This window comes from Roseateles sp. P2_H4 (assembly GCF_056403315.1).
Window position 1 is genome coordinate 1 of record NZ_JBFUFR010000002.1, and the last position, 19,510, is coordinate 19,510.

A 19,510-nucleotide genomic window follows, 5' to 3' on the forward strand; every position below is an offset into this window, starting at 1 on the left:
GTGCTCCACCGGGTATTTCGAGTCGATCGGCAGCCAAACAGGCGTCTCGTCGGCGGCGCTCGGGATCCGGACGGCGAACTCCACCATCTCGTTGCTGTTGTTGCCGCCGGTCTTGAGGTTTCGCTGAAACTGGTCGGCAGTGAACAAGCTCTCGATGATGGCGCCCAGCTGCACCTCGCCCCAGGTCCCGCGCGTCCGCACATTGGTCATCACCTTCTTGAGGTCGCCAACGCTGCCGGCCAGTTGCTTCATCTCGCCCAGGCCTGCGTGCACCTGCTCAAGGCGCTCACCCACCAACTTGAAGGAGTCGCCCAGGCGCTGCTCCAGAGTGGCGTGAAGCTTCTCATCCACCGTGCGACGCATCTCCTCGAGCTTCTTACCGTTGTCATCCTGGATGGCGGCCAGGCGCTCATTCAACGTGACGCGCATCTGCTCGGAGCTTTGCTGGCTGGCCGTCGATACTGCCTGCAGCTTCTGGCTCACAGACTCCTGCAGCGTCGAGAACTGGTTGCGCATTTGGCTTCCGTTGCCCTCAAGCTGGTCCTTCATCGCGGACGACATCGTCTTCAGCTGCTCCAGAACGTCTGCTTTGAGAGACTCCAGCGTCTGGCGGGCCGCCAAGCTCAGCGCGTCGAAACGCTCTTGCATGCGCGTTTCGAAGGCCGTCGCGTTCTCTGCAGCGGCCAGACGAGACTTACCGGTCTCGTCCGCCAATGTGCGCAAGACGCCAGAAAGCTCTTCGCGGAAGGCAGCAAGCGTCTGAGTGGCTTCGGCTCGACCAGCGGCGGCTTCTTGGTTTGCCTGGCCAAGATGGGTCAACAGYGCCTGGCCGGACTCTTGCAGCCTGGCAGACAGGGCGGCCTGCAGGGCCTCGAACCGCACCGTGAGTGAGCCATCGAGGCTCGCCAGGCGCTGCTCAACCTTCGCCTCAAACTGGCCGAACGCATCTTTCAGCTCGGTGCGGGAACTCCGTGACTCTTCAAGAGCTTTGGCCATCTGCTCGTTGACCGCAGTCCGGCTGGCCTCAAGGCCCTGAGACGTCGCCTCCTGGAATTCGGTCAGCTTGCGGCCCAGGGCCTGCTCAAAGCTGGCAATGCGAGTCTCCAACCGTTCCTCGAACTTCTGGAAGGCCGCTTGAAGCTCCACGCGGCCGTTGCGAGACTCCTCCAGCGTACGCCCAAGCTGGTCGTCGAGCGCGTTGCGCGAGGCGGCGAAGCCGGCGGTCATCTCCTCCGTGAAGGCCTGGAGTCTTCGCTCAACGCTCTGGGCACCTCCTTCAAGCCTCCCCTGCCCTTCGACGACGCGAAGAACGTTCTGCTCCAAGAGAGACATTCGCGCGTTCAGCTCCGGGGGCATCTCCAGCTTCGGCTTGCGCAGCAGCAGCGCCATCCCTACCAAGAACGACAGCCCGGTCAAGGCCACCAGAACGTACAAAATCACTTGAGCATCAGCCATCTTTTCAGTCCGCAAGAGGGTCTCGAGGTCACGATCAAACGGATTTCGCGGCACCCACCGACGCAATCCAGCACAGGGTATTCACAAGGCCCATCTGCTCTGGCGTAGAGCACTTGATGGTCATCAAAGCCGGATTTGCGACAAGCACCGTCAAGCACTTCGCCCGCGACACCGCGACGTTCAGGCGGTTCTTGCTAAACAAGAATTCCATGAAGCGCGGCAGCTCGGCCTCGCTCGACGTCGTCATCGAGATGAGGACGACCTCGGCTTCCTGCCCCTGGAACTTGTCGACAGTCCCGACGCGGGCGTCTGCAGGCAGCGTGTCTCGCAGCAGGTTGACCTGCATGTTGTAGGGCGCCACGACGAGGATGTTTTCCGGCGTCATTGGGTGGACGCTGCCGTCGTCGGTGTAGCCTTGGCGCAGCAGGTCTTCGTAGAGCTGCTTGATGAGGGCTGCCTCCTCCGGACTCTGCTGGGAACACCCTTCATGGTCGACCGGCGCGAAAACGATCCCGGCTGGCTTGAGCAGCTCATGAGCGTCATCCCGAAGAACAAGCACCCTCTTCTCGTTCTTGGCCTCGGGCTCCAGGCGCGAATCGTAGACCGCGTCCGAGATAAAGCTGCAGACCGCCGGGTGCATGCGCCAGGTCGTCTCCAGAAAGATGCCGCGGTTCGGCGCGATCGTGGCCACGCCGTCCAGAAGATAGTCCAGGGACGAGTCGCCCGAGCGGCCTGGGTGGACGCCCTTGGTTGGCTGCGAGAGCTGCATCTGGTCGCCCAGCAGCACCAAGTTGTGGGCGCTGGTGCCCACGGCAATCAGGTTGGCCAAGGACACCTGGCCGGCTTCGTCGACGAAGAGATAGTCGAGGTACTGGTCAGCATCCGGCCTCGAGAACAGCCAGGCAGTGCCGGCGACCAGCTGGGCGCCGCAGGAAAATACCGTGTCGTTGTCATAGACGTTCTCAATGCCATCGCCAGGGTAGGCAGAGTCGTCGTCCTTGGACGACTTCTTGACCCCCTTGAACGACACGCCCTTCTTTGCGGCCACCTCCACAACCTTGTCCAAGAGGTGGTTGATGGGCCTGTGGGAGTTGGATGTGATGCCGACCTTCTTGCCAGCCGCGAGGAGCGCCACGATCACATGGGAACCGGTGTAGGTTTTCCCAGCGCCTGGCGGTCCTTGGACGAACAAGTAGCTGTTCTGCATGCCCATCACGACGGCCGTACAGGCCTCAACGGTGGCCTTGCCGACGATCATGGGCGCATCAGGCTGTTTGCCGGCAATGGACGGCACGTCGCGGCGCAGGACGCTTTCGAGTGCCGGGTACTTGTGGCTGTCGCCGATCACCGTGTCGGCGAAGCGAAAGAGCGCGTCTTGGATCGACTTGGTCTGGATAGGGCTGCCAGGCCCCAAGCTCAGGCGCTCGGGCGGACGCTCCTTTGACGGGCCAAACTTGATGCGCACCCGCCGCGCTTCGCCGTCCATCTCCAGCCTATCCAGACCTTCACCAGTATCGGCCCGCGTGATGCTGCTGCCGTCACGCAGCTTCGTCTCCTGGACGGGGTATAGGAACGTGTAGACCGTGGACTTCTTCACCGCCTCCGGCGGGAAGGCGGGATCCGCAACTAGGCCAGCCAGGCATTCCGGGTCTTCAAGCAGGTCATCCTCATCCAGTTCCATGCGCTGGAACATGGCCCAGTAGTCGGGCTTATCGGCCCGGCGGTGGAAGTCCAGGAGCTGATAGGTCAGCTCCCTTGCAGTCTGTTCAGCGGTCCAGGTCAGCCGGTCCTCGGGTAGCGGCTCGACCAAGGCTTGGCGATACGGGACGAGACGAGCCTCGGCATCTGTTAGCGGCTCTGAGGGCGAGGCCTTGCCAGCCGCGCTGCCGGTTGGAACGCGAGGCTCAGCCCATGGCAAATCCTTCGGCCGGAGCGTCAGCAGCCAATCTCGAAGCTCCTGCGTCGAGCGAACATCGTCCTCGTTGTACTTCTCGATGGAGTCCAGGAGCGCCTGCTCACCGGTTTCCTTCCAGCGCTCGTACCAGACGATGCTGGCGCCGGCGTTGGTGACCTCGCCCTCGCGGGCCTCAAGGTAAAAGTGCTCGATGTTCTTGATGGAGTAGCGGGGCTCCGAGACCATGATGCCTTCACGCACAACTTGGTAGAGATCCACAAGCACGCCGCGGCGCAGCCAGTTGTCCACTTCCGCCTCACGCGTAGCATGAAGCGTCATCAGCTTCTTGAGGGCGGTCTCCTCGTACTTGGCGTAGTGGTAGACGTGAGCACCCGGGTAGGCCTTCAGGCGAGCCACAACGAAGTCAACAAAGGCTTCGAAGGCAACGCACTCTTCCTGGCGGCTGTGGGCCCAGAAGCCCTTGAACTCCCACTTGCCGCCCGCGAAGAAGTACAGGCCAAACAGGTATTCCAGTCCGCCCTCTTCTAGAGGGTCTCCCTCCATGTCGAAGAACATGTCCCCTGCGTTCGGCTCGGGCATGCGCAGAAGGCCGCGGCCGGGTGCAGTCGGGAGCAGTTCAACGATTCCCTCGCCGGTCTGCCGGGCTTTGTCCTGCAGGTAGGCCTGGTGCCGCAGCTTCTCCAGCGTGCCGGCCTGGATCTTGGGAATCGGCGTCCCCTTGGCCAGCGCGCCGAGCTTGGCCATGGTGTCCACGCCAGCGGCTCGAAGCTTGATGATTTGTCCCCGCGCGATGTTGGCGACCTGGTTGAGGTGGTCGTCGTCCAACCAACGTTGCTTGCAAAGGTCAATCCACCCGCACAGGTCGCAGTGGTTGCAGGGATCCGGATAGGTCGACTTCCCTTCCGAAGCGATGCGAGCGAAAAAACGCTCGAGCAGCGCCTCGAAGTAGTGGGCGTAGTCGGCGCAACGATAGGTCTTCTGGGAGCGGTCTCCCAGGATGACGTGCATGTACATGGGGGCAACGCCCTGCACGACGGCCAGCAGCTTGGAGTAAAAGGACAGCTGCACCAGGAACTTTGCCTTGGACTTTCGCGAGAGCTTGGTGTCCGCGACCTCGTAGCTGTAGTCGCCCAAGGCAGACGACCGGGAGACCTTGATAAGGAAGTCTGCGTAGCCGGCCAACTCCCCTTGCAGCAGCGTGGCCTGAAAAATGACGTCGACACCAGCGCGCATCGCCGCCAGCGTGGCGGCCACCTTAGCCTCCAGGCTATCGTTACCTTGGGCGATATCAACGACGTTCAGCCCTTGGTCGCGAAGGTGCTGGACATAGGCGCCCTCGTGCTCATAGCCCTTCTGCTGGATGAGCTGGGTTGATTCGTCCGCCTCGGCCCGTTTCATCGGGGTATGCAGATTCTGCAAGTCGAGCGACGTGAGGTGCTCGCACTCGAGAAAGTTGACCAAATCGGTCGCGGCGTAAAGACGCCCTGAGCCTCGTTTCTGCACAGCCTCTCCCCTTGTAACCATTCTGTTACGAGGACCCCGCGCCGTCCACTAGGACCTGCGCGGAGACACCAACACCTTGCGCTGTGATCAGCGGATGGGGCATTGGTTCAAAGACAGCAGGTTGTCTGTGTAGCGCCCGTCTGCCACGGTGCGCAGGTACGGCAGCTTGCCGTTCTCCCGAACCACGACCACGTCCGCGCGCTTGCCGTTGATGGAGTCCTTGACGAAGTATGTGTGCGTCCGGCTGTCGATATCCGCGATCACTTGCGCACGTGGCAAGTACCAAGGGGCAGCCATGTTGCCCAGATGGGTGATGTGCTCATGGACGCTGTTGACGTTGGGCTTAGTGATACAGGTAACTTGGCGGTCAGCCATGATCAATCTCCGATGGATTCATTCGCGCCTTCGGGACCCGGAAGGCATCGGGTGGAAGCTCAGCAGCTCCGGCAAGGCTCAGTCACACGGGTTCAAAACCCGACGACCAAACTCGACCCGAGTACGGCGGGCTACGTCCTATTGGCCCAGCCCACCGGAAGCCGGGCCTACTTACCGTGCTCCTTGCGCACGCCCTTGAAGGGGGTGCCGTCCTTCTTCTGGTCCATGAAGCGGCCGGTGTCGGTGTCACGCTTCACCCAGGTGTCCGTGACGGGGTTGTGCGTCTGCGAACGGTCGCGGACAGCTCCACGACGAGCGTTGTCGCCAACAGGTGCGTTCTTAGCCACGGGGTACTCCTTAAACGTTGAGGGTGTGAGTCCAGCGCGGCAAGCCACTGCGGGAGAGGAACTCCACCAGGTGCTTGCTGCCGAAGAACTGGATCCGGCCACCGGAACTGAATGCCAGCGCCGACTGGTCGACTCGCAGGTTGTTCGCGCGCGCCCGTGCCGTCAGCTGCGCCAGTAGCTCGCCGTTCGCGCTAGTGGTGCCGCTGCTCGACCGCGCGTCGAACACCGCGAAATTGACATCGCCGCCGCCAACCGCAGGCTGCCGAAGATGCGCAAAATTGATCTGCATTCCCAACTCCATGCCCACGTGAAAGTGCAGGCATGGGCGAATTCTGTGAAGCCGCTAGATCACGGAATGACCTGGATAAAACCTCAGGCTATGAGTACAGATCTGCTGCGGCGCTCAACTGCTGCGCCACCCGTTGACGGAGCTCTGGCGGTGCCAAGACCTCGACGTCGGCACCGAACCGCAGCACGTCCGTGACCAGCTCCTGATCCTTGGAATACGGGACTTCCAAGTGGTAGCTACCGTCCGCCAGCCATTTGCTGGTTTGCTTCGAGTGCCAGCGCTCCAGAGAGACGTAGCGGGCACGAGCCGGACTAAATTTAAGGACAGCGCGCTTGTCGGCTTTGCCCGCATAGATGCCGTAGCCGCTCCGAAAGTGCTCGTCCAACTCTTCCTGGCTTACCTCGAAGGTGGGCTTCTCTGTTAGCTTCACTGCCTGGATCGCGTCCAAAGCGAACATGCGTAGCTCTTTGCGAAGGTGGCACCACGCATCCAGCAACCAGTTTTCGCGGTAGTGGACCAGCCTCACCGGCGATACCTCTCGCTCGGTCTCCTCGTTCTTGTCGCGGTTGAAGTAGCGCATCACCACCCGTTTCCGTTCGAGAACCGCCTGGGTCAACAGCTCGAAGTTCTTCACCTCGATGCGCCTGCCAGCAAAGTGGATGAGCTTGACGCGCTTCTTGATGTCCTTCGCGGCGGCCGAGGATTCACCAAGCAGGCTCTCAAGCTTTTGCTTCAACGGCTGAAGGTGGGACTCCAACAGCCCCGGCTCGACGCCGCTTACCAGGTGCTGCATTGCCAGGAGCGCATAGAGCTCACTAGCGTTGAACCACAGTCCGGGGAGCTCAAACCGCTTCCCGCCTGGTAGATCGCGGATTACCCATTTGTTTGCGTCGCGGTCAAAGTCGATTGGGCAGTCGATGCGATCACGAAGCACGGCGATATCGCGCTTGATCGTTGACAGCGACACCTCGAGCTCTTGCATAAGATCCTGCATCGTCGCGCCGCCTCTGTGGCGCACGATGCTCAGGATCTTGTGAATCCGCTCCGTGTTTTCCTTCTTTGCTCTTGACGGCATGCTTCCTCCTCATCGTGTGAACACGAAACCGCCACGCGGTCGGAGCTAGTACAGCAGCCGACGGCGTACGAAGCAACCTCTAGCGCGCACAACCAACGCACTGTTAGGTCAGAGCAACAGCGAAACGTTGGAATCGGCCGCCGCTTGCAGCCGCAGATCAGCCTTCACAGACGCGCCGACAGAAACTTGGCCCAGTTCACGATGCCACAGGAACGACCTGCGGGTCGTGGCGGAACCACTTGCACCGAGGGAATCGAACAGCGTCACCGACTGTCCTGAGGTTGGCCAAAGGTGCAAGGCGTCCTATCCACCGGCGTCGAGCAGCACGCTCCTTGCACCGGTCGCGCTTCTCGTACTGCTGCGACTGAGCGATTCCGCTCTCCCTTGTCCGCAGTGGCTGTGTTAGCTTGGCCTTCACAAGAGGCAGGGAGGACAGAATGGCAGACACAGGGGTTGGTGCGCCCGTCGGGGGCAAAGTTAGCGCACTCCTAGCTCACTCGGTGAGCTAGTGGCGGCAAACAATCGGCGCCACTGTGAGCACCCAAGACACCCTCGCTCTCTACGAAGACCTCCGTGCACGACGCGAGGAGCCAGCCTGGCACCTTCTCGCTGCGATGCAGTCTCCTGCGATTTGCACTTGCCTGCATGTCCTATTCCTGACCGAACGCACGCTACCCACGTCAGCCTTTCATGAGCGCTTGCACAAGCAGCTTGAGACTGTTCGCCGAGCGGGGGCTGATCTGCCCAAGGCAGCCAGCGAGTACGCCTCAGACTGGATTGCACTGGGCTGGCTCAGACGCAACTTTCCAGCCGGCGCTGCCGAGGAGATGGTGGAGCTAACCGCTCCTGCCGTTGATGCCATCCGGTACGTGCTTCGCCTGAGCCGTCCAAGGGCCACGGCCACGGAGAGCCGCCTTGCGTCCGTTGTCCAGCTCCTGCAGACGCTGGCTGAGGAGACAGATGCAAATCCTGAAACTCGCCTTGCTGGGCTGCAAGCAGAGAAGGAGCGCATCGAAGCAGAGATCGAGAGCGTGCGGGCGGGCAACGTCTCCCAGCTGACGGCGGCCAGCGCCGCCGAGCGAGCAAGGGAAATTCTTTCCCAGGCGGATGAACTGCTCGGTGACTTCGTCCGCGTCCAAGAACTGCTCACGACCATCAATCTGCAGCTTCGTCGCGAGCTCGTCGAGAACGATGGCGCCCGCGGAAACATCCTTCAGAGAATCTTTGATGGCATCGACGTTGTGAAGCAGACGGAGGCCGGCCGCGCGTTCGATGCCTTCTGGCGGCTGCTGACGAACCACGCCGCGTCATCCAAGTTCGAAGCCGCCCTCGCTCAGGTCTCTGAGCGTCCGTTCCTGGCAGCTCTGGAACCCTCTGAGCGCCGATCGCTGACCAAACTCAAGAACCGCATGGTCGAGGGCGCGGGCAACGTTCATTCGGTCCAGGCGAGCTTTGCCTCAAGCCTGCAATCGTTCGTCCGCAGCCGAGAGTTCAGGGAGCAGCGCCGACTCGTCTCCCTGCTTCGCTTGGCGCTGACCTCTGCAATCTCCCTTGCTGAGGAGGTCAGGCCAATGCAGAAGATTGACTTTCACCTGACCCGCACAAGCGCGGCCGTTCGTTCGGCGTCGCAGTGGGCGCTCCACGATCCTGCGGAACACGTCGTGGACGGAACCATGACCGAAATCGAGTCTAGCGATGCGCGCCTCGAAGACATTGAGGACCTTGTGCAGCGCTCCGAAATCGACATGCGCTCTCTCAAGCAGAACCTGCTGGCCATCCTGAGCCAGAGCGACGACTACGTCAGCATCGGCCAGGTGCTAGAGCAGTACCCAGCTGAGCAAGGTCTTGGTTCGGTGGTGGGCTACCTCCAGCTTGCCACCCGCCATGCCAGCCCGACCGAGCACCGCGAATTTGTGCGCTGGAAAGGCGGAGACGACGTCTGGCGTCGAGCGGATGCTCCGCTCTTCTACTTCTCGAAGGAGTGCATTGATGAGCTTCGCGAGTGAACCGTTGCGCGCCGACGGCCCACCCCTCCAACCCGCCGGTGAGATGGGCAACGGGCCGAGCCTGGCGGATGAAGCGGCGCCAGCCAACCTACCGTCGAACGTAGCGCACTGGATAGCTTCAGCAGGCGACGACGAGCCGGAGAAAGCGCCCACACCGTCCACCACCGTGCTCTTCAACGGGGACAAGGGCAGTTTGAGGTTGGACACGCGACGCTGCTTGGTCAACCTGCTGAACGGCCCGAGCATCGACGGTCGAAGGCAAGGCGCGCTATGGACAGTTCTGCTTCGCGATCGTGAGGCCATCGAGGCTTTTCTGCACAACATCTTCCTGGACCTTGTTGTGGACATCGGCCAACAGGTCGCGTTCATCAGGCAGGTCCCTGACGAAGGGGAGACAAGCATCCCCATCCTGCTGCGCCGGCAACAGCTGACTCTTATCGAGTCGGCCCTCGTCCTCTACCTACGGCAGCGGCTCACAGAGGCAGATTCAGCCAACGAACGCGCTGTCGTCTCTGGTCAAGAAATGAAGGAGCACCTCTCGCTCTTCGACCAGGCGCGAAACACCGACCTGGCGCGCTTCGACCGGCAAGCACAGGGGGCTGTCGACAAGTGCAAGAAGTTGAACTTCATCCGGCCGCTGAAATCCGGCGACGCGCGCTTTGAGGTGTCCCCGACGCTCAAGCTTTTGTTCACGTCAGAAGACATCCAAGCTTTGACGGCGACCTACGCGGCCCTGAAGAGCGCGCCCCCAGGGTCTTCCGAACTGACCATGGATGAAGCCGTCGCACGAGGCATCGCTGAGGGCGAAGGCGATGGTGAGGTCGATGGCGAAGCAGAAGACGATCAAACCGACATCCTGGAGTGACCATGAATGCTTCGCTTCCGCAAGAGTTCCCTTCATCCGACAGCGTGGGTCTCGGATCCAAATCTCGCCCGCCCGTCGATACGACGCGCCTCGAGCGCGAGCGTCAGGAGCAGTTTCGGCTTGTGCGAATCCAGAGTTTCAACTGGGGAACGTTCCACGGTCTGCTCAAGCTTGATGTCTCCGAGAAGGGGATGCTGTTCATCGGGCCTTCTGGCTCCGGAAAATCGACAATCTTCGACTCTCATGCAGCGCTGCTGACGCCGCCCCGCTGGTTGCACTACAACGTGGCCGCGCGCGAGAGCGAAAGCAAGCAGGACCGAAACGCCCTCACCTACCTGCGCGGTGTCTGGGGTGAACAAACGGCAGGCACAGGGGAAATCGCTCAACAGCAGCTGCGTCCTGGACCCACCTGGGCGGCGATTTCCGAGGTCTACCGAAACGGCCGCGACGAGACCGTCACCCTTGTCCACGTCTACTGGATCAAGGGCACATCCAACGAGCTTCGCCAGGTCGAGAAGCGCTACATCGTGGCTGACCGGTTGTTTGAGCTCTCGGAGCTGGAGTTCTTTCCGGAGTCTGGGTTCAACGTCCGCCGCTTCAAGGCCGACCTGGTCGACGCGTGGGATACCCCGGACTTCCCTGTCTACCAGGAGCGCATGCGCTCGCGTTTGGGCATCGAGACGGAAAACGCGCTCAAGCTTCTGCACAAGACCCAGTCCGCAAAGAACCTGGGCAGCCTGACCGACTTCTTGCGCGACTTCATGCTGGACGAGCCGAAGACGCATGAGATGGCCCAGGAGCTCGTGAGCCAGTTTGGTCGGCTGGAGAACGCTCACAACGAAGTCGTGTCCGCGGCGAGGCAAATTGCCACCCTGCTCCCAGCACGAGAGTTCAATCAAGAGCGCGAAACCAAGATCGCTGCGCGCAGCAGCCTTCAGGAAGCGCGCACAGGCATCGATCTTGTCGCGGCTGAGCTGCTTCATACGCTTCGCCTTGAGCGCAAGGAGTCGTTGGAGGCAAGGCGCCAAGCTGAGGAAGGTCGCGAGGCTCTCCGACAGCAGGAGGTCGATGCCGCCAGAACGACCCTGGAAGGACACAAGCAGCGCCGAGAAGGTCTTGGCGGTCAGCAGCTCACGACTCTGGAAACGAGCCAAAGAGCTGCTGAACAAGAGCAGGCCGATCGGTCGCAGCGCCACACCAAGGTGGCCGATGCGTGCAGGCATCTGGGCCTGACAATGCCGGTTCAGTCGGAGAAGTACGCCGAGCTAGCTTCCCAGGGGCGCCGAGAGCTACCTTCCGCACTTGCTGGGCAGGATGGGCTTTCGCAACAACGGCAGGATTTGGCCGTCCTGCAGCACGAACGCAAGAAAGAGCACGAGGCCGTTCTTGCCGAGATCGCCACGCTCGCTCGCAGACCCAGTTCAAAGATGGGGGCTGAGCTAAGCAACATGCGCAGGCGGATTACCGACGCGCTAGAGCTGGATGAGTCGGCCCTGCCCTTCGCTGGCGAACTCATTGAGGTCATGCCTGCCGAGAAGGGGTGGCAAGGCCCGATTGAGCGGGTTCTGAAGGGGTTTTCTCGCACGCTGCTGGTGCCTGAACACCTGTACCTGCCGGTATCCAAGTTCGTCAACGCGACGCACCTGCATGGGCGTCTCGTTTACCTACGTATGCTGCCCCACAACGGCCGGATGCCTGCACCGAAACCCGATGGTCTCTTCAGGAAGGTCGCGATATCGCAGGGCGACTTCCAACGATGGGTCCAGGATGAGCTGCTGCAGTACTTCGATGCCGAGCTCGTTGAAGGCCCCGAAGACTTGAACGGCGTCTCGTTTGGCATCACCCGTGGCGGCCTGTTCAAGGCTAACAACAAGCGGCATGAGAAGGATGACCGCTCGGCCGTCAACGACGCCCGCAACTGGGTTCTCGGAGCCGACAGCCGTGCAAAGGCGAAGGCCTATCAAGACCGCGAAGCGGAGCTCCGACTGGAGCTCGATACGGTGAAAGCTCAACTTCTTGAGCTGGACCGCAAGGAACAGGCACGAGTCACTCGAGCCCTGCATTGGCAGACGCTCGTGAATTTCAGCTGGGAAGAGATCGACCATGCAAGCTCGGCCCTGCGTGCGGCTGAGTTGGCAGCACAGATTAGGGACCTTCGCGCGAGCAGCCCAGACCTGGACATCCTTGAAGCCAAGATCAAGGAGGCCGGGGATGCCCTGAAGAAAGCCGAAGATGCCAAGAAGGCCCAAGACGAAAAGACCGCAGAGGTCCGGGTCAAGCTCAACATCCTGAAAGAAGCGATGGACAAGGCCGCTGCCTTTCCAACGATTGAGCCGACGCCGCTGCAGCGCACCACTGTGCACGCAAGGTTGGACGCCGGTGAACGCGATCCCACCATCGAGTCCATGTCGGAAGACATGCGCTACGTGGACAAGGTATTGGGCAAGGAGCTGGGCGAGCTGGACACCGAGATAACCAAGCTGCACCACAGGATTGAGCAGAAGTTTGCGGACTACAACAAGGAGTGGGAAGCCGAGGCCGAGGGTCTCGACCCCACGCTGGCCAGCTATGACGAGTACGACGCGAAACTGACCCGCCTTCAGGTCGATGACCTCCCTCGTTTTGAGGTCAGGTTCCGGGAGTTGCTGAGCGAACAAAGCAACCAGCATGTGGCCCTCCTGTCAAACCAGCTGGAGCAGGAACGCAAGGACATCTCTGACCGCATGGACACGGTGAACGAGAGCCTGGCGCGCGCCGAGTACAACAAGGGAACGCACCTGCTCATCGAAGTCGAAGAGCACACGCCGCCTCAGGCTCAAGAGCTAAAGGCAGATCTGCGTGCCGCCCTGAGCCAGTCTCTTGGCATGGACGACAAGGAAGCGGAAGCGCGGTTTCAGGCGATGAAGAAGTTGGTCAGGCGGCTTGCAAGTCAGGACCCACAGCAAGTCAGCTGGAGAAAGCTGGCGCTGGACGTGCGCCTACACGTTGAGTTCATCGCTCGCGAGCTGGATGAAGACGGCAGAGAAGTTCAAGTTCACCGGAGCGGCGCCGGCAAGTCGGGCGGCCAGCGGCAGAAATTGACGGCCACCTGCCTGGCCGCAGCCCTTCGCTACCAGCTAGGAGGCCCTGGCCGTCTCCTGCCGACCTTCGCCACCGTGTTTCTCGACGAGGCATTCGACAAAGCCGATGCGGACTTCACTGACGCGGCCATGAAGATTTTCAAGTCGTTCGGCTTCCAACTCATCATCGCCACACCTATCAAGTCGGTGATGACCATTGAGCCTTACGTGGGCGGCGCCGTCTACATCCACATCAAAGACCGCAAGCACTCTCGAGCGCTCGCCCTTCCCTACGACGTAGAGAGCGAGCGTATAGATTTCAGGTCGATCAACGGCTCCAGCGCGAACGATGAAAAGCCCTGAGGACGTCGCCCAATGGGTTCAGCAACGCTACCTGCGCCAGCGATGGCGTTGGCTTGATGGTCATGGCGTTTGGCCGCTGCAGGTGCCGCTCGGGCGGCCCACCCAGAAGATGGCGCTGGCAAGGCCCGATGCTGTAAAGACATGGTCTTCGGCTTGGGGAGCCTGGCGAGACACCCACTCCACCAACGGAGCCGGTGCGACAGGCCCAGCACTCCTCACCACCACCGTCGCGTGGAGCAGCGTTGGACCGCAAACTCTTCCAGAAGCGTTGAGCTTTCCGTCACCGGCATCCGTGGCGGAGCACTGCGGAGAAGGCGCCAAGTGGCGCCGCATCGTGCATCGGCGTGAGCTCATGCTCGAACGTTGGCCCGCGCTTGCCGTCTCCGGCTTCGGCCCCCACTACGAGAGCCTGGGCTCCTACGACGAGCATGATTTCTCTCGGCTGCTGGACCTCCTAGACTGGTTCATAGCCAACCCCAAGTCTGGGCTGTACCTGCGCCAGCTCCCTGTGACTGGCATTGACACCAAATGGGTCGACAGGCGCCGCAAAGGCATCGTGGCGGATTTGCTGAAGCGCATCACGCGACCATCGAGCATTCCAGCTGAACTACCGGACGACGAAGCCGGCAGTGAAGAGGCAAAACTGGAGGAGATGGGTTCAGACTTTTACGAGGTCTGCGGCCTGCGACGTCCCGCCACCAGGCTGCGCATGATCRTCCTGTGCCCCGCTCTGCGTGAACAGCTTGGCGGCCTCCGAGATGTCGAGTCGACCATAGAGGACTTGGCGCAGCTGAAGCTGAAGCCGGAACAACTGCTCGTCGTTGAGAACAGGGACACCGGCCTGTGCTTGCCGGACGTGCCAGGTGTCATAGCCATCATCAAGCTCGGCAACTCCGTGCCCCTCATTCAGCAATTGCCGTGGCTCAACCAGGTACCGGTGGTGTACTGGGGCGACATCGACACGTACGGTTATTCCATCTTGGCGTTGGCGCGTAAAACTCTTGGCCCTGTGCGTTCTGTGTTGATGGACGAAGCGACGTTGACCGCTCACCTCGATCGACTTGTTGCCGAAGGCGAGCAAGCAAAAGGCGTTGAACGCTCGCTCCTAAACGAAGCCGAGAAACAGGTCTATGAGGGCCTGATCGCTGGAACTTGGGGCGCATCAAGGCGCCTTGAGCAAGAGCGGTTGGAATGGCCCGTGGCACTGCAAGCGGTGCTTGAGGCACTCGCGGCGAGGTGAGCCCGGCGGCCCTGGCTTGGATACCGCAACGCGATTCCTCCGCATCCAGCGAAGAGGTCGATGAACTTGCCATCAGAGGTGCCTGGCGATTGCCAGCGCAACGGCTGAGCTCAAGATGATGGCCGGCAGCATCAAGAGAAGAAGGGCCAGGAGCGTCGGGAAGGCGCCGCGATCCTTCACCCGGTCCAGGATGAGAGCCTTTTTCTCTCGGCTTTCCAGCAGCGCTTTGATGACTTCGGCCATATCAGTCCCCTTGCTTTGGCCGCCAACAACCGGTCGACCTTGAGGACATTGTGGGCAAGGTCGCGTCGCGAACAAGGTGCTCAAAGCGGTGCGGATGGATCACATTGAATGGTCGTCGCCGGCGACAGCGAGCTAAGTACTTGATTCAACACAGATGCGGTGTATGGGAAGGCTAGCCAGCTGCCCTCCGTTTTGGAAGCAAGCGCCCAGCGCCTACGGGCTGTGTCTCCTCCTCGTAGCAGTTCGTGGGAGCCATTCAAGAGATCCGGGTGCCCTTGCGTAAGCCATTGTTTCCGTTGGGATCAGGAAGCCAAGCGGGCGCGCTTGGCGCTCGGGCGCTGGCGTGGAAGCGATGCCTGATATCGCTTCCGCTGTTCTGGGCCCTGGACGGCCCCCCGGAAGTGTCAGAAACACGAGGGTGCGCTTAAGCGTGATGTCGTAGCCGTAGCCGACGCCCGGCTAGGTTGATTCGCTTGGGGTCAYCCGTGCAGCCCTTCACCCCTGCAGGCTTGCCCTGGACGAGCTCGGCGGCGATAGCCCTAAAGGCCTGATGGCCAACGGGGCTCAAAACGTTAACCAAGTTCCCTAGCGACGACATTGCGAAGGCAACTTCGACTGCTGCAAGCCTCACATTCATGGAAAGCCCCGGTGCCGCTAGCCAGCCGAGCGGCTTGGTGGGAAATGCTTGTGAGAGGCTGCGATAGCTGCGGCGCCCGTTTGACCAAAGTACGTGTGCCTACATCGCCCCTTGATCAGCATGTATCTTCAGTGCCGCCTCGTGAACAACTGCTCCGCGCACCCAGGGACTACGCCTCGCGCTCTTCGAGCCAGTGACTGCCTTCACCAGCGACCTCGCAGCCGCTCTCGATGATGATCTCCGCGTCGCGGCGGTTCTCCGGCGTGTCCGGGAACCAAATGCCACCRTCTAGGGGCCTACCGTCCTCGGTCTCATGAAGACCTAAGAGCCAACGCACCCGTATCTCCTTCATGGCGTCCACTCCTTCTAGCTTCGCGCCGCTCCACATAGCGGTGCGCGCCCATCGCGGCGGCTGCAGAAGCGGTCGACCTGCTGCCCGCATCGGCATGTTTCAACGATCCATGCATGCCGTCAACGGGCGTTCGATGCCGAGCAAGGTAGCTAGGGAGATACCGTTTGAAGGCAAAGACGTGCGGTGGCTGGCCCTCCTTGACGACTGGCGCTACAACCCTTTCAGTTCACGCGCCAGCTTAGCGGCCAGCAGCTTCATCCACGAAATTCGCCGCCGCTCCAGCGAACAAGCTTGATGCTGGTGATTGTTCGAGCAGTCGACACGCTGCGAGCCTGCCCTCGCGGTGCGTCGATGTGATTCATGCATGTTCTCGCAAGGCAGGCGGCTCGGCACCGCCTATCCTTCGCTCTACTGCTAGCTGAATCTTCATCCGAAGGTTCCGACCACGAGACCACGAATGCATGACCTTCGCCTGCTCTCCCCGCTCGACTTCGAGGCACTGGTTCGCGATCTGCTGCAGGCAGAGTTCAACATCCTTCTGGAGAGCTTCGGTCCTGGGAAAGACGGCGGCATCGACTTCAGATACTCAAGGGACGGCCGGTCTACCGTCATTCAAGCCAAGCACTACGTGAACAGCACGGTGCGTAGTCTTGTCGCGTCCGCAAAGAAGGAAGCCGCGAAGGTCAGAAAGCTTCGTCCGTCCCGCTACATCTTAGCGACATCGCTATCCATCTCGGACGTTCAGAAGACCAAGATCCTGGATACGATGTCGGGTGTGCCCTTGAAGCGAGAGGACATATTCCATCAGGAGGACATCCTCAATCTGCTTGGTCGACACCCATCCGTCCTGAGGCGTCACTTCAAGCTATGGCTGACTAGCACGGAATCCCTCGAGCGCATCGTTCATGCGGGCATCTACAACCGCACGGACGCCGAGCTCGAGGTGGTGAAGGGCCAGATCTCTCGCTATGTGTACAACAAGAGTGTTTCTCAAGCGGAAGCCATTCTTGAGAAGCGAGGGTCGCTGATCATCAGCGGTCACCCGGGAGTCGGTAAAACCACGTTGATGCGAATGCTAATGTGCTTACACATTCAGCAGGAGTGGCAGGTATTCGTCGTCGAAGACTTGAAAGAGGCGATGGAAGTCTTCTCATCAGGTCAGAAGCGATTGGTCGTGTTCGATGACTTCCTTGGCCAGGTCAGCCTGAGCACCGAAACAGTCCGAGATGCCGACAAGAGCATCCATCGGTTCCTTGAGCGCGTGCAGCGGGCGAAGGACCTCCGGTTCATCCTGACCACTCGCGACTACCTCTTGGGCCAAGCCCAGCAGCAATCGGAGAGGCTGAACTCCCCTGAAGTCAAGTTGGACGAGCTTGTTCTTGATGTTGGCAAGTACACCAGGAGCATCCGTTCCCAGATCCTGTTCAACCACATCTACTTCTCAAACCTGACCATCGCTGAGAAGGTCAGTCTGCTCGAGGACGACTATTTCCTCGAAATCATTGACCATCGAAACTTCAGCCCTCGGCTGATCGACCACATCACTAGGTCCGACTACCTAGCACTTCAGTCTGAGTCCATTCGAGAGGTGGCGAAGAGCGTCCTCGCGAATCCATCTGTGCTTTGGAAGACCCCGTACGAGAGTCATCTGAGCCCCGATAGTCGCCTCGTCCTGCAGGCACTGTTTTTCGCAGATTTCTGGATGTCGGTTGACAAGCTTGAAGCATCGTTCTTCAGGCTTTGCTCGGAAGTCGGAGTGCCATCCATGCCTATCGAGCCGCTTCGGTTTCGCCGAGCAATGAAGCCGCTCGAAGGGTCTATGGTTTCCATCTCACGCGGCAGCGTTGACTTCAGCAACCCAGGCATCAAGGACTTCCTGAAATTGGTGATCCTTGATGATGGCCTGTTCTGGTCATTGCTGGCCCGGTTCGCAACGCTTGCGGAGGTGGGCGCCGCATACCGCTTCTACCGTCCGCTCAGCGAGAAGCTTGGAGCTGGAAAACAAGCGGCTCACAAATGGCTATCAGCATTGAACCGAGCTTTAGCCACCGACGCATCGCGGCCGATTCGCCTGCTTGAGCTTGCGATTCAAGTAACGGCGGGCTTTCCCGAGCATGACGACGGGTTGATCCCTTTGATTGACGACCTCGTTGCGAGAGTTCGTGCGGCTCCTCTCGACTCTTCCGACGAAACTGAGTTTCGTCATGCTTTAGAACACGCATTTCGGATGCGCACAGAGCAAAGAGAGCGGATCCCTAGTCTTGACGAGGTTCCCCAGCTCACCGCAGAGCTTCTACGACAGGAGGCGAGGTACCTGCGCCCCAGCGACATACAGGAGCTTGTGCGAGCAATCGAACAGGATGGCGGCCAGCCAGAACTCGCAGCTTCAGCGGGCCGCGACTCGCTTCAAGAGTGGCTGGCGGACTCCTTCGACGACGACTTGAGGGAGGTGGAGTCGACGTCTGAATTAAATCAGCTTCGCCAGGAAGTCGAGGTACTAGCGGAGCGATTCAGCATCGCGCTGACAGAGAATCAGAAGACGAGAATTGATCTACTCCATGCTGACCTTCAAGAGCGAGAGGAAGCTAGAGCGCCAGAGAGCTACAGCAGTGTCAAGGTGGCAAGCCCAGCCCCAGATTTCTCTGACGAGGAGGTCAGGTCACTGTTCTCAACGATTTCCACGTCTCCTGAGGTGCTGTAGCAGCCAGTGCTTGTTCGACGCACCAATGGCAGCGGCCCCTAGCGGGCAGCTTTGAAGCCCGCGCGCAGAATGTTGCGACCCGTCGGCCGCGATCAAAAGGAAGCCCAACAAGGGCGTCCTCGGGCGCGAGAGCGCGCTGTGAGGTTCTCTGGTATTCCGCCTTGAGTCCCTGCCCCTCGCGACCGAGGCCAGTTACTCGCTGGCTTAATCGGCGGCAGCAGCCGGCGCTGCCACATCGACCTTTGCGGCCTTCTTAGCGGCAACCTTCTTAGCGGGCTTGGCCACCTTCTTAGCAGCAGCGCGCTTCTTTGCAGGTGCCTTCGTCGCAGCTACCGCAGCTGCTTTGACTGGACGCGTGTTCTTGGCAACAACCTTCTTTGCTGCCGCTTTCTTAGCAGTCTTCGTGGCCGCTCGCTTGGCTGCTGCAGCCGGCGCGCTCTTTGCAGACGTCTTCAAGGCCACTTTGACGGCGGCATTCTTAGCGGGCTTAGCGCGAGTTTTCTCGACAGGCTTCGCGGCGGCTTCAGGCTGAGCGACCGTCGACCTCGGTGAAGATTTCTTGCTACCAAGGAGGAACTCATCGAGCGAGCGGCCCGCCGCCAATGCAGCGTGAATCCACTGCGGACGCTTGCCCATGCCGCCCCAAGAATTGCCCTGCTCGTCACCGTATTTGGCTGGCTTTGCGCCTGCCTTCTTCCCCGAGATCGCCTTAGGAGCCTTCGTGGACTTCGTTGCTGCCGTGCCAACGCTTTGCTCTGAAGAGGTCGCAGCTCCGTCGAAAAGATGACCTGCCGTCAAACCATGCTGCGCGATCTCTCTTTTGATTCGCGCAATCACCGTCGACTGAATCGAGTCAGCCTCTCGTTGCAGCCTGGCGATCTGTTCATTGATTTTCGCGAGGGACTTAGCCATGCAGTAGCTCCAGAAGTTTGCAGAGCGAGTCTAACGACAGAAGCGAGTCTCAGAATGTTGGGTTGAGAGCGCATCGGTTGAGTTACACCTTGCCATGGGACGGCTCACCAAAGACTCGGACGCCTTACCGCATGGCACACCGAGAAGCTGCGAACGACGAACTGCAGACGGCA

At 60.5% G+C, this 19,510-nt stretch carries 16 protein-coding genes; 6 read left to right on the top strand and 10 right to left on the bottom strand.

Translation table 11 applies throughout. The features are described 5' to 3' along the window. The 7 genes from rmuC to AC1DW3_RS01675 all read right to left on the bottom strand — a co-directional run. Window positions 1–1,470, bottom strand: a 1,470-nt coding sequence (gene rmuC / locus AC1DW3_RS01645; protein ID WP_477928050.1) for a DNA recombination protein RmuC, incomplete at its 3' end; no start/stop codon positions are given. A gap of 19 nt (window positions 1,471–1,489) precedes the next feature. Continuing rightward, a complete protein-coding gene (locus AC1DW3_RS01650) occupies window positions 1,490–4,873 on the bottom strand; it encodes a TM0106 family RecB-like putative nuclease (RefSeq protein WP_477904101.1) in 3,384 nt (1,127 codons plus the stop codon). A gap of 87 nt (window positions 4,874–4,960) precedes the next feature. Beyond that, window positions 4,961–5,248 (bottom strand): DUF3892 domain-containing protein, encoded by a 288-nt coding sequence (locus AC1DW3_RS01655; RefSeq protein ID WP_477904103.1) that lies wholly within the window; start codon window positions 5,246–5,248, stop codon window positions 4,961–4,963. 167 nt (window positions 5,249–5,415) lie between these two features. Beyond that, window positions 5,416–5,595, bottom strand: a complete 180-nt coding sequence (locus tag AC1DW3_RS01660; protein WP_298210772.1) for a hypothetical protein — start codon at window positions 5,593–5,595, stop codon at window positions 5,416–5,418. Window positions 5,596–5,605: 10 nt separating this feature from the next. Then, entirely contained in the window at window positions 5,606–5,884 is a 279-nt protein-coding gene (locus AC1DW3_RS01665; protein WP_477904105.1) for a hypothetical protein, read from the bottom strand. An 88-nt stretch (window positions 5,885–5,972) separates the two neighbouring features. Continuing rightward, window positions 5,973–6,959, bottom strand: a complete 987-nt coding sequence (locus AC1DW3_RS01670; RefSeq protein WP_477904107.1) for a helix-turn-helix transcriptional regulator — start codon at window positions 6,957–6,959, stop codon at window positions 5,973–5,975. A 108-nt stretch (window positions 6,960–7,067) separates the two neighbouring features. Further along, window positions 7,068–7,226 (bottom strand): hypothetical protein, encoded by a 159-nt coding sequence (locus tag AC1DW3_RS01675; RefSeq protein ID WP_477904109.1) that lies wholly within the window; start codon window positions 7,224–7,226, stop codon window positions 7,068–7,070. A 266-nt stretch (window positions 7,227–7,492) separates the two neighbouring features. Here AC1DW3_RS01675 and AC1DW3_RS01680 point away from each other — a divergent pair, with 266 nt between their 5' ends. The 4 genes from AC1DW3_RS01680 to AC1DW3_RS01695 are packed head-to-tail and all read left to right on the top strand — an operon-like array spanning window position 7,493 to window position 14,492. After that, window positions 7,493–8,965 carry a DUF3375 domain-containing protein gene (locus AC1DW3_RS01680; protein WP_477904111.1) on the top strand — a complete coding sequence of 491 codons (1,473 nt, stop codon included), beginning with the start codon at window positions 7,493–7,495 and terminating at the stop codon, window positions 8,963–8,965. Further along, complete coding sequence (locus AC1DW3_RS01685; protein WP_477904113.1) at window positions 8,949–9,830, top strand: DUF4194 domain-containing protein; 882 nt, start codon at window positions 8,949–8,951, stop codon at window positions 9,828–9,830. The genes AC1DW3_RS01680 and AC1DW3_RS01685 overlap by 17 nt, the downstream gene beginning before the upstream one ends. Window positions 9,831–9,832: 2 nt before the next feature. After that, window positions 9,833–13,252, top strand: a complete 3,420-nt coding sequence (locus AC1DW3_RS01690; RefSeq protein WP_477904115.1) for an ATP-binding protein — start codon at window positions 9,833–9,835, stop codon at window positions 13,250–13,252. Further along, window positions 13,239–14,492 carry a Wadjet anti-phage system protein JetD domain-containing protein gene (locus tag AC1DW3_RS01695; RefSeq protein ID WP_477928052.1) on the top strand — a complete coding sequence of 418 codons (1,254 nt, stop codon included), beginning with the start codon at window positions 13,239–13,241 and terminating at the stop codon, window positions 14,490–14,492. The genes AC1DW3_RS01690 and AC1DW3_RS01695 overlap by 14 nt, the downstream gene beginning before the upstream one ends. Window positions 14,493–14,564: 72 nt before the next feature. Here AC1DW3_RS01695 and AC1DW3_RS01700 read toward each other — a convergent pair whose 3' ends face one another. Then, a complete protein-coding gene (locus AC1DW3_RS01700) occupies window positions 14,565–14,735 on the bottom strand; it encodes a hypothetical protein (RefSeq protein ID WP_477904119.1) in 171 nt (56 codons plus the stop codon). Between the two features lie 806 nt (window positions 14,736–15,541). Further along, complete coding sequence (locus tag AC1DW3_RS01705) at window positions 15,542–15,724, bottom strand: hypothetical protein (RefSeq protein WP_477904121.1); 183 nt, start codon at window positions 15,722–15,724, stop codon at window positions 15,542–15,544. Window positions 15,725–15,833: 109 nt separating this feature from the next. On the opposite strand from AC1DW3_RS01705, the gene AC1DW3_RS01710 reads away from it, so the two are divergent. Together AC1DW3_RS01710 and AC1DW3_RS01715 are read left to right on the top strand one after the other, a co-directional pair. Then, on the top strand, window positions 15,834–16,019 hold the full coding sequence (locus tag AC1DW3_RS01710; protein WP_477904123.1) for a hypothetical protein: 186 nt from the start codon (window positions 15,834–15,836) through the stop codon (window positions 16,017–16,019). Between the two features lie 162 nt (window positions 16,020–16,181). Continuing rightward, window positions 16,182–18,425 carry an nSTAND3 domain-containing NTPase gene (locus AC1DW3_RS01715; RefSeq protein WP_477928054.1) on the top strand — a complete coding sequence of 748 codons (2,244 nt, stop codon included), beginning with the start codon at window positions 16,182–16,184 and terminating at the stop codon, window positions 18,423–18,425. 204 nt (window positions 18,426–18,629) lie between these two features. On the opposite strand, the gene AC1DW3_RS01720 is transcribed toward AC1DW3_RS01715, so the two are convergent. Beyond that, entirely contained in the window at window positions 18,630–19,337 is a 708-nt protein-coding gene (locus tag AC1DW3_RS01720; protein ID WP_477904219.1) for an H-NS histone family protein, read from the bottom strand. Window positions 19,338–19,510: the final 173 nt, after the last annotated feature.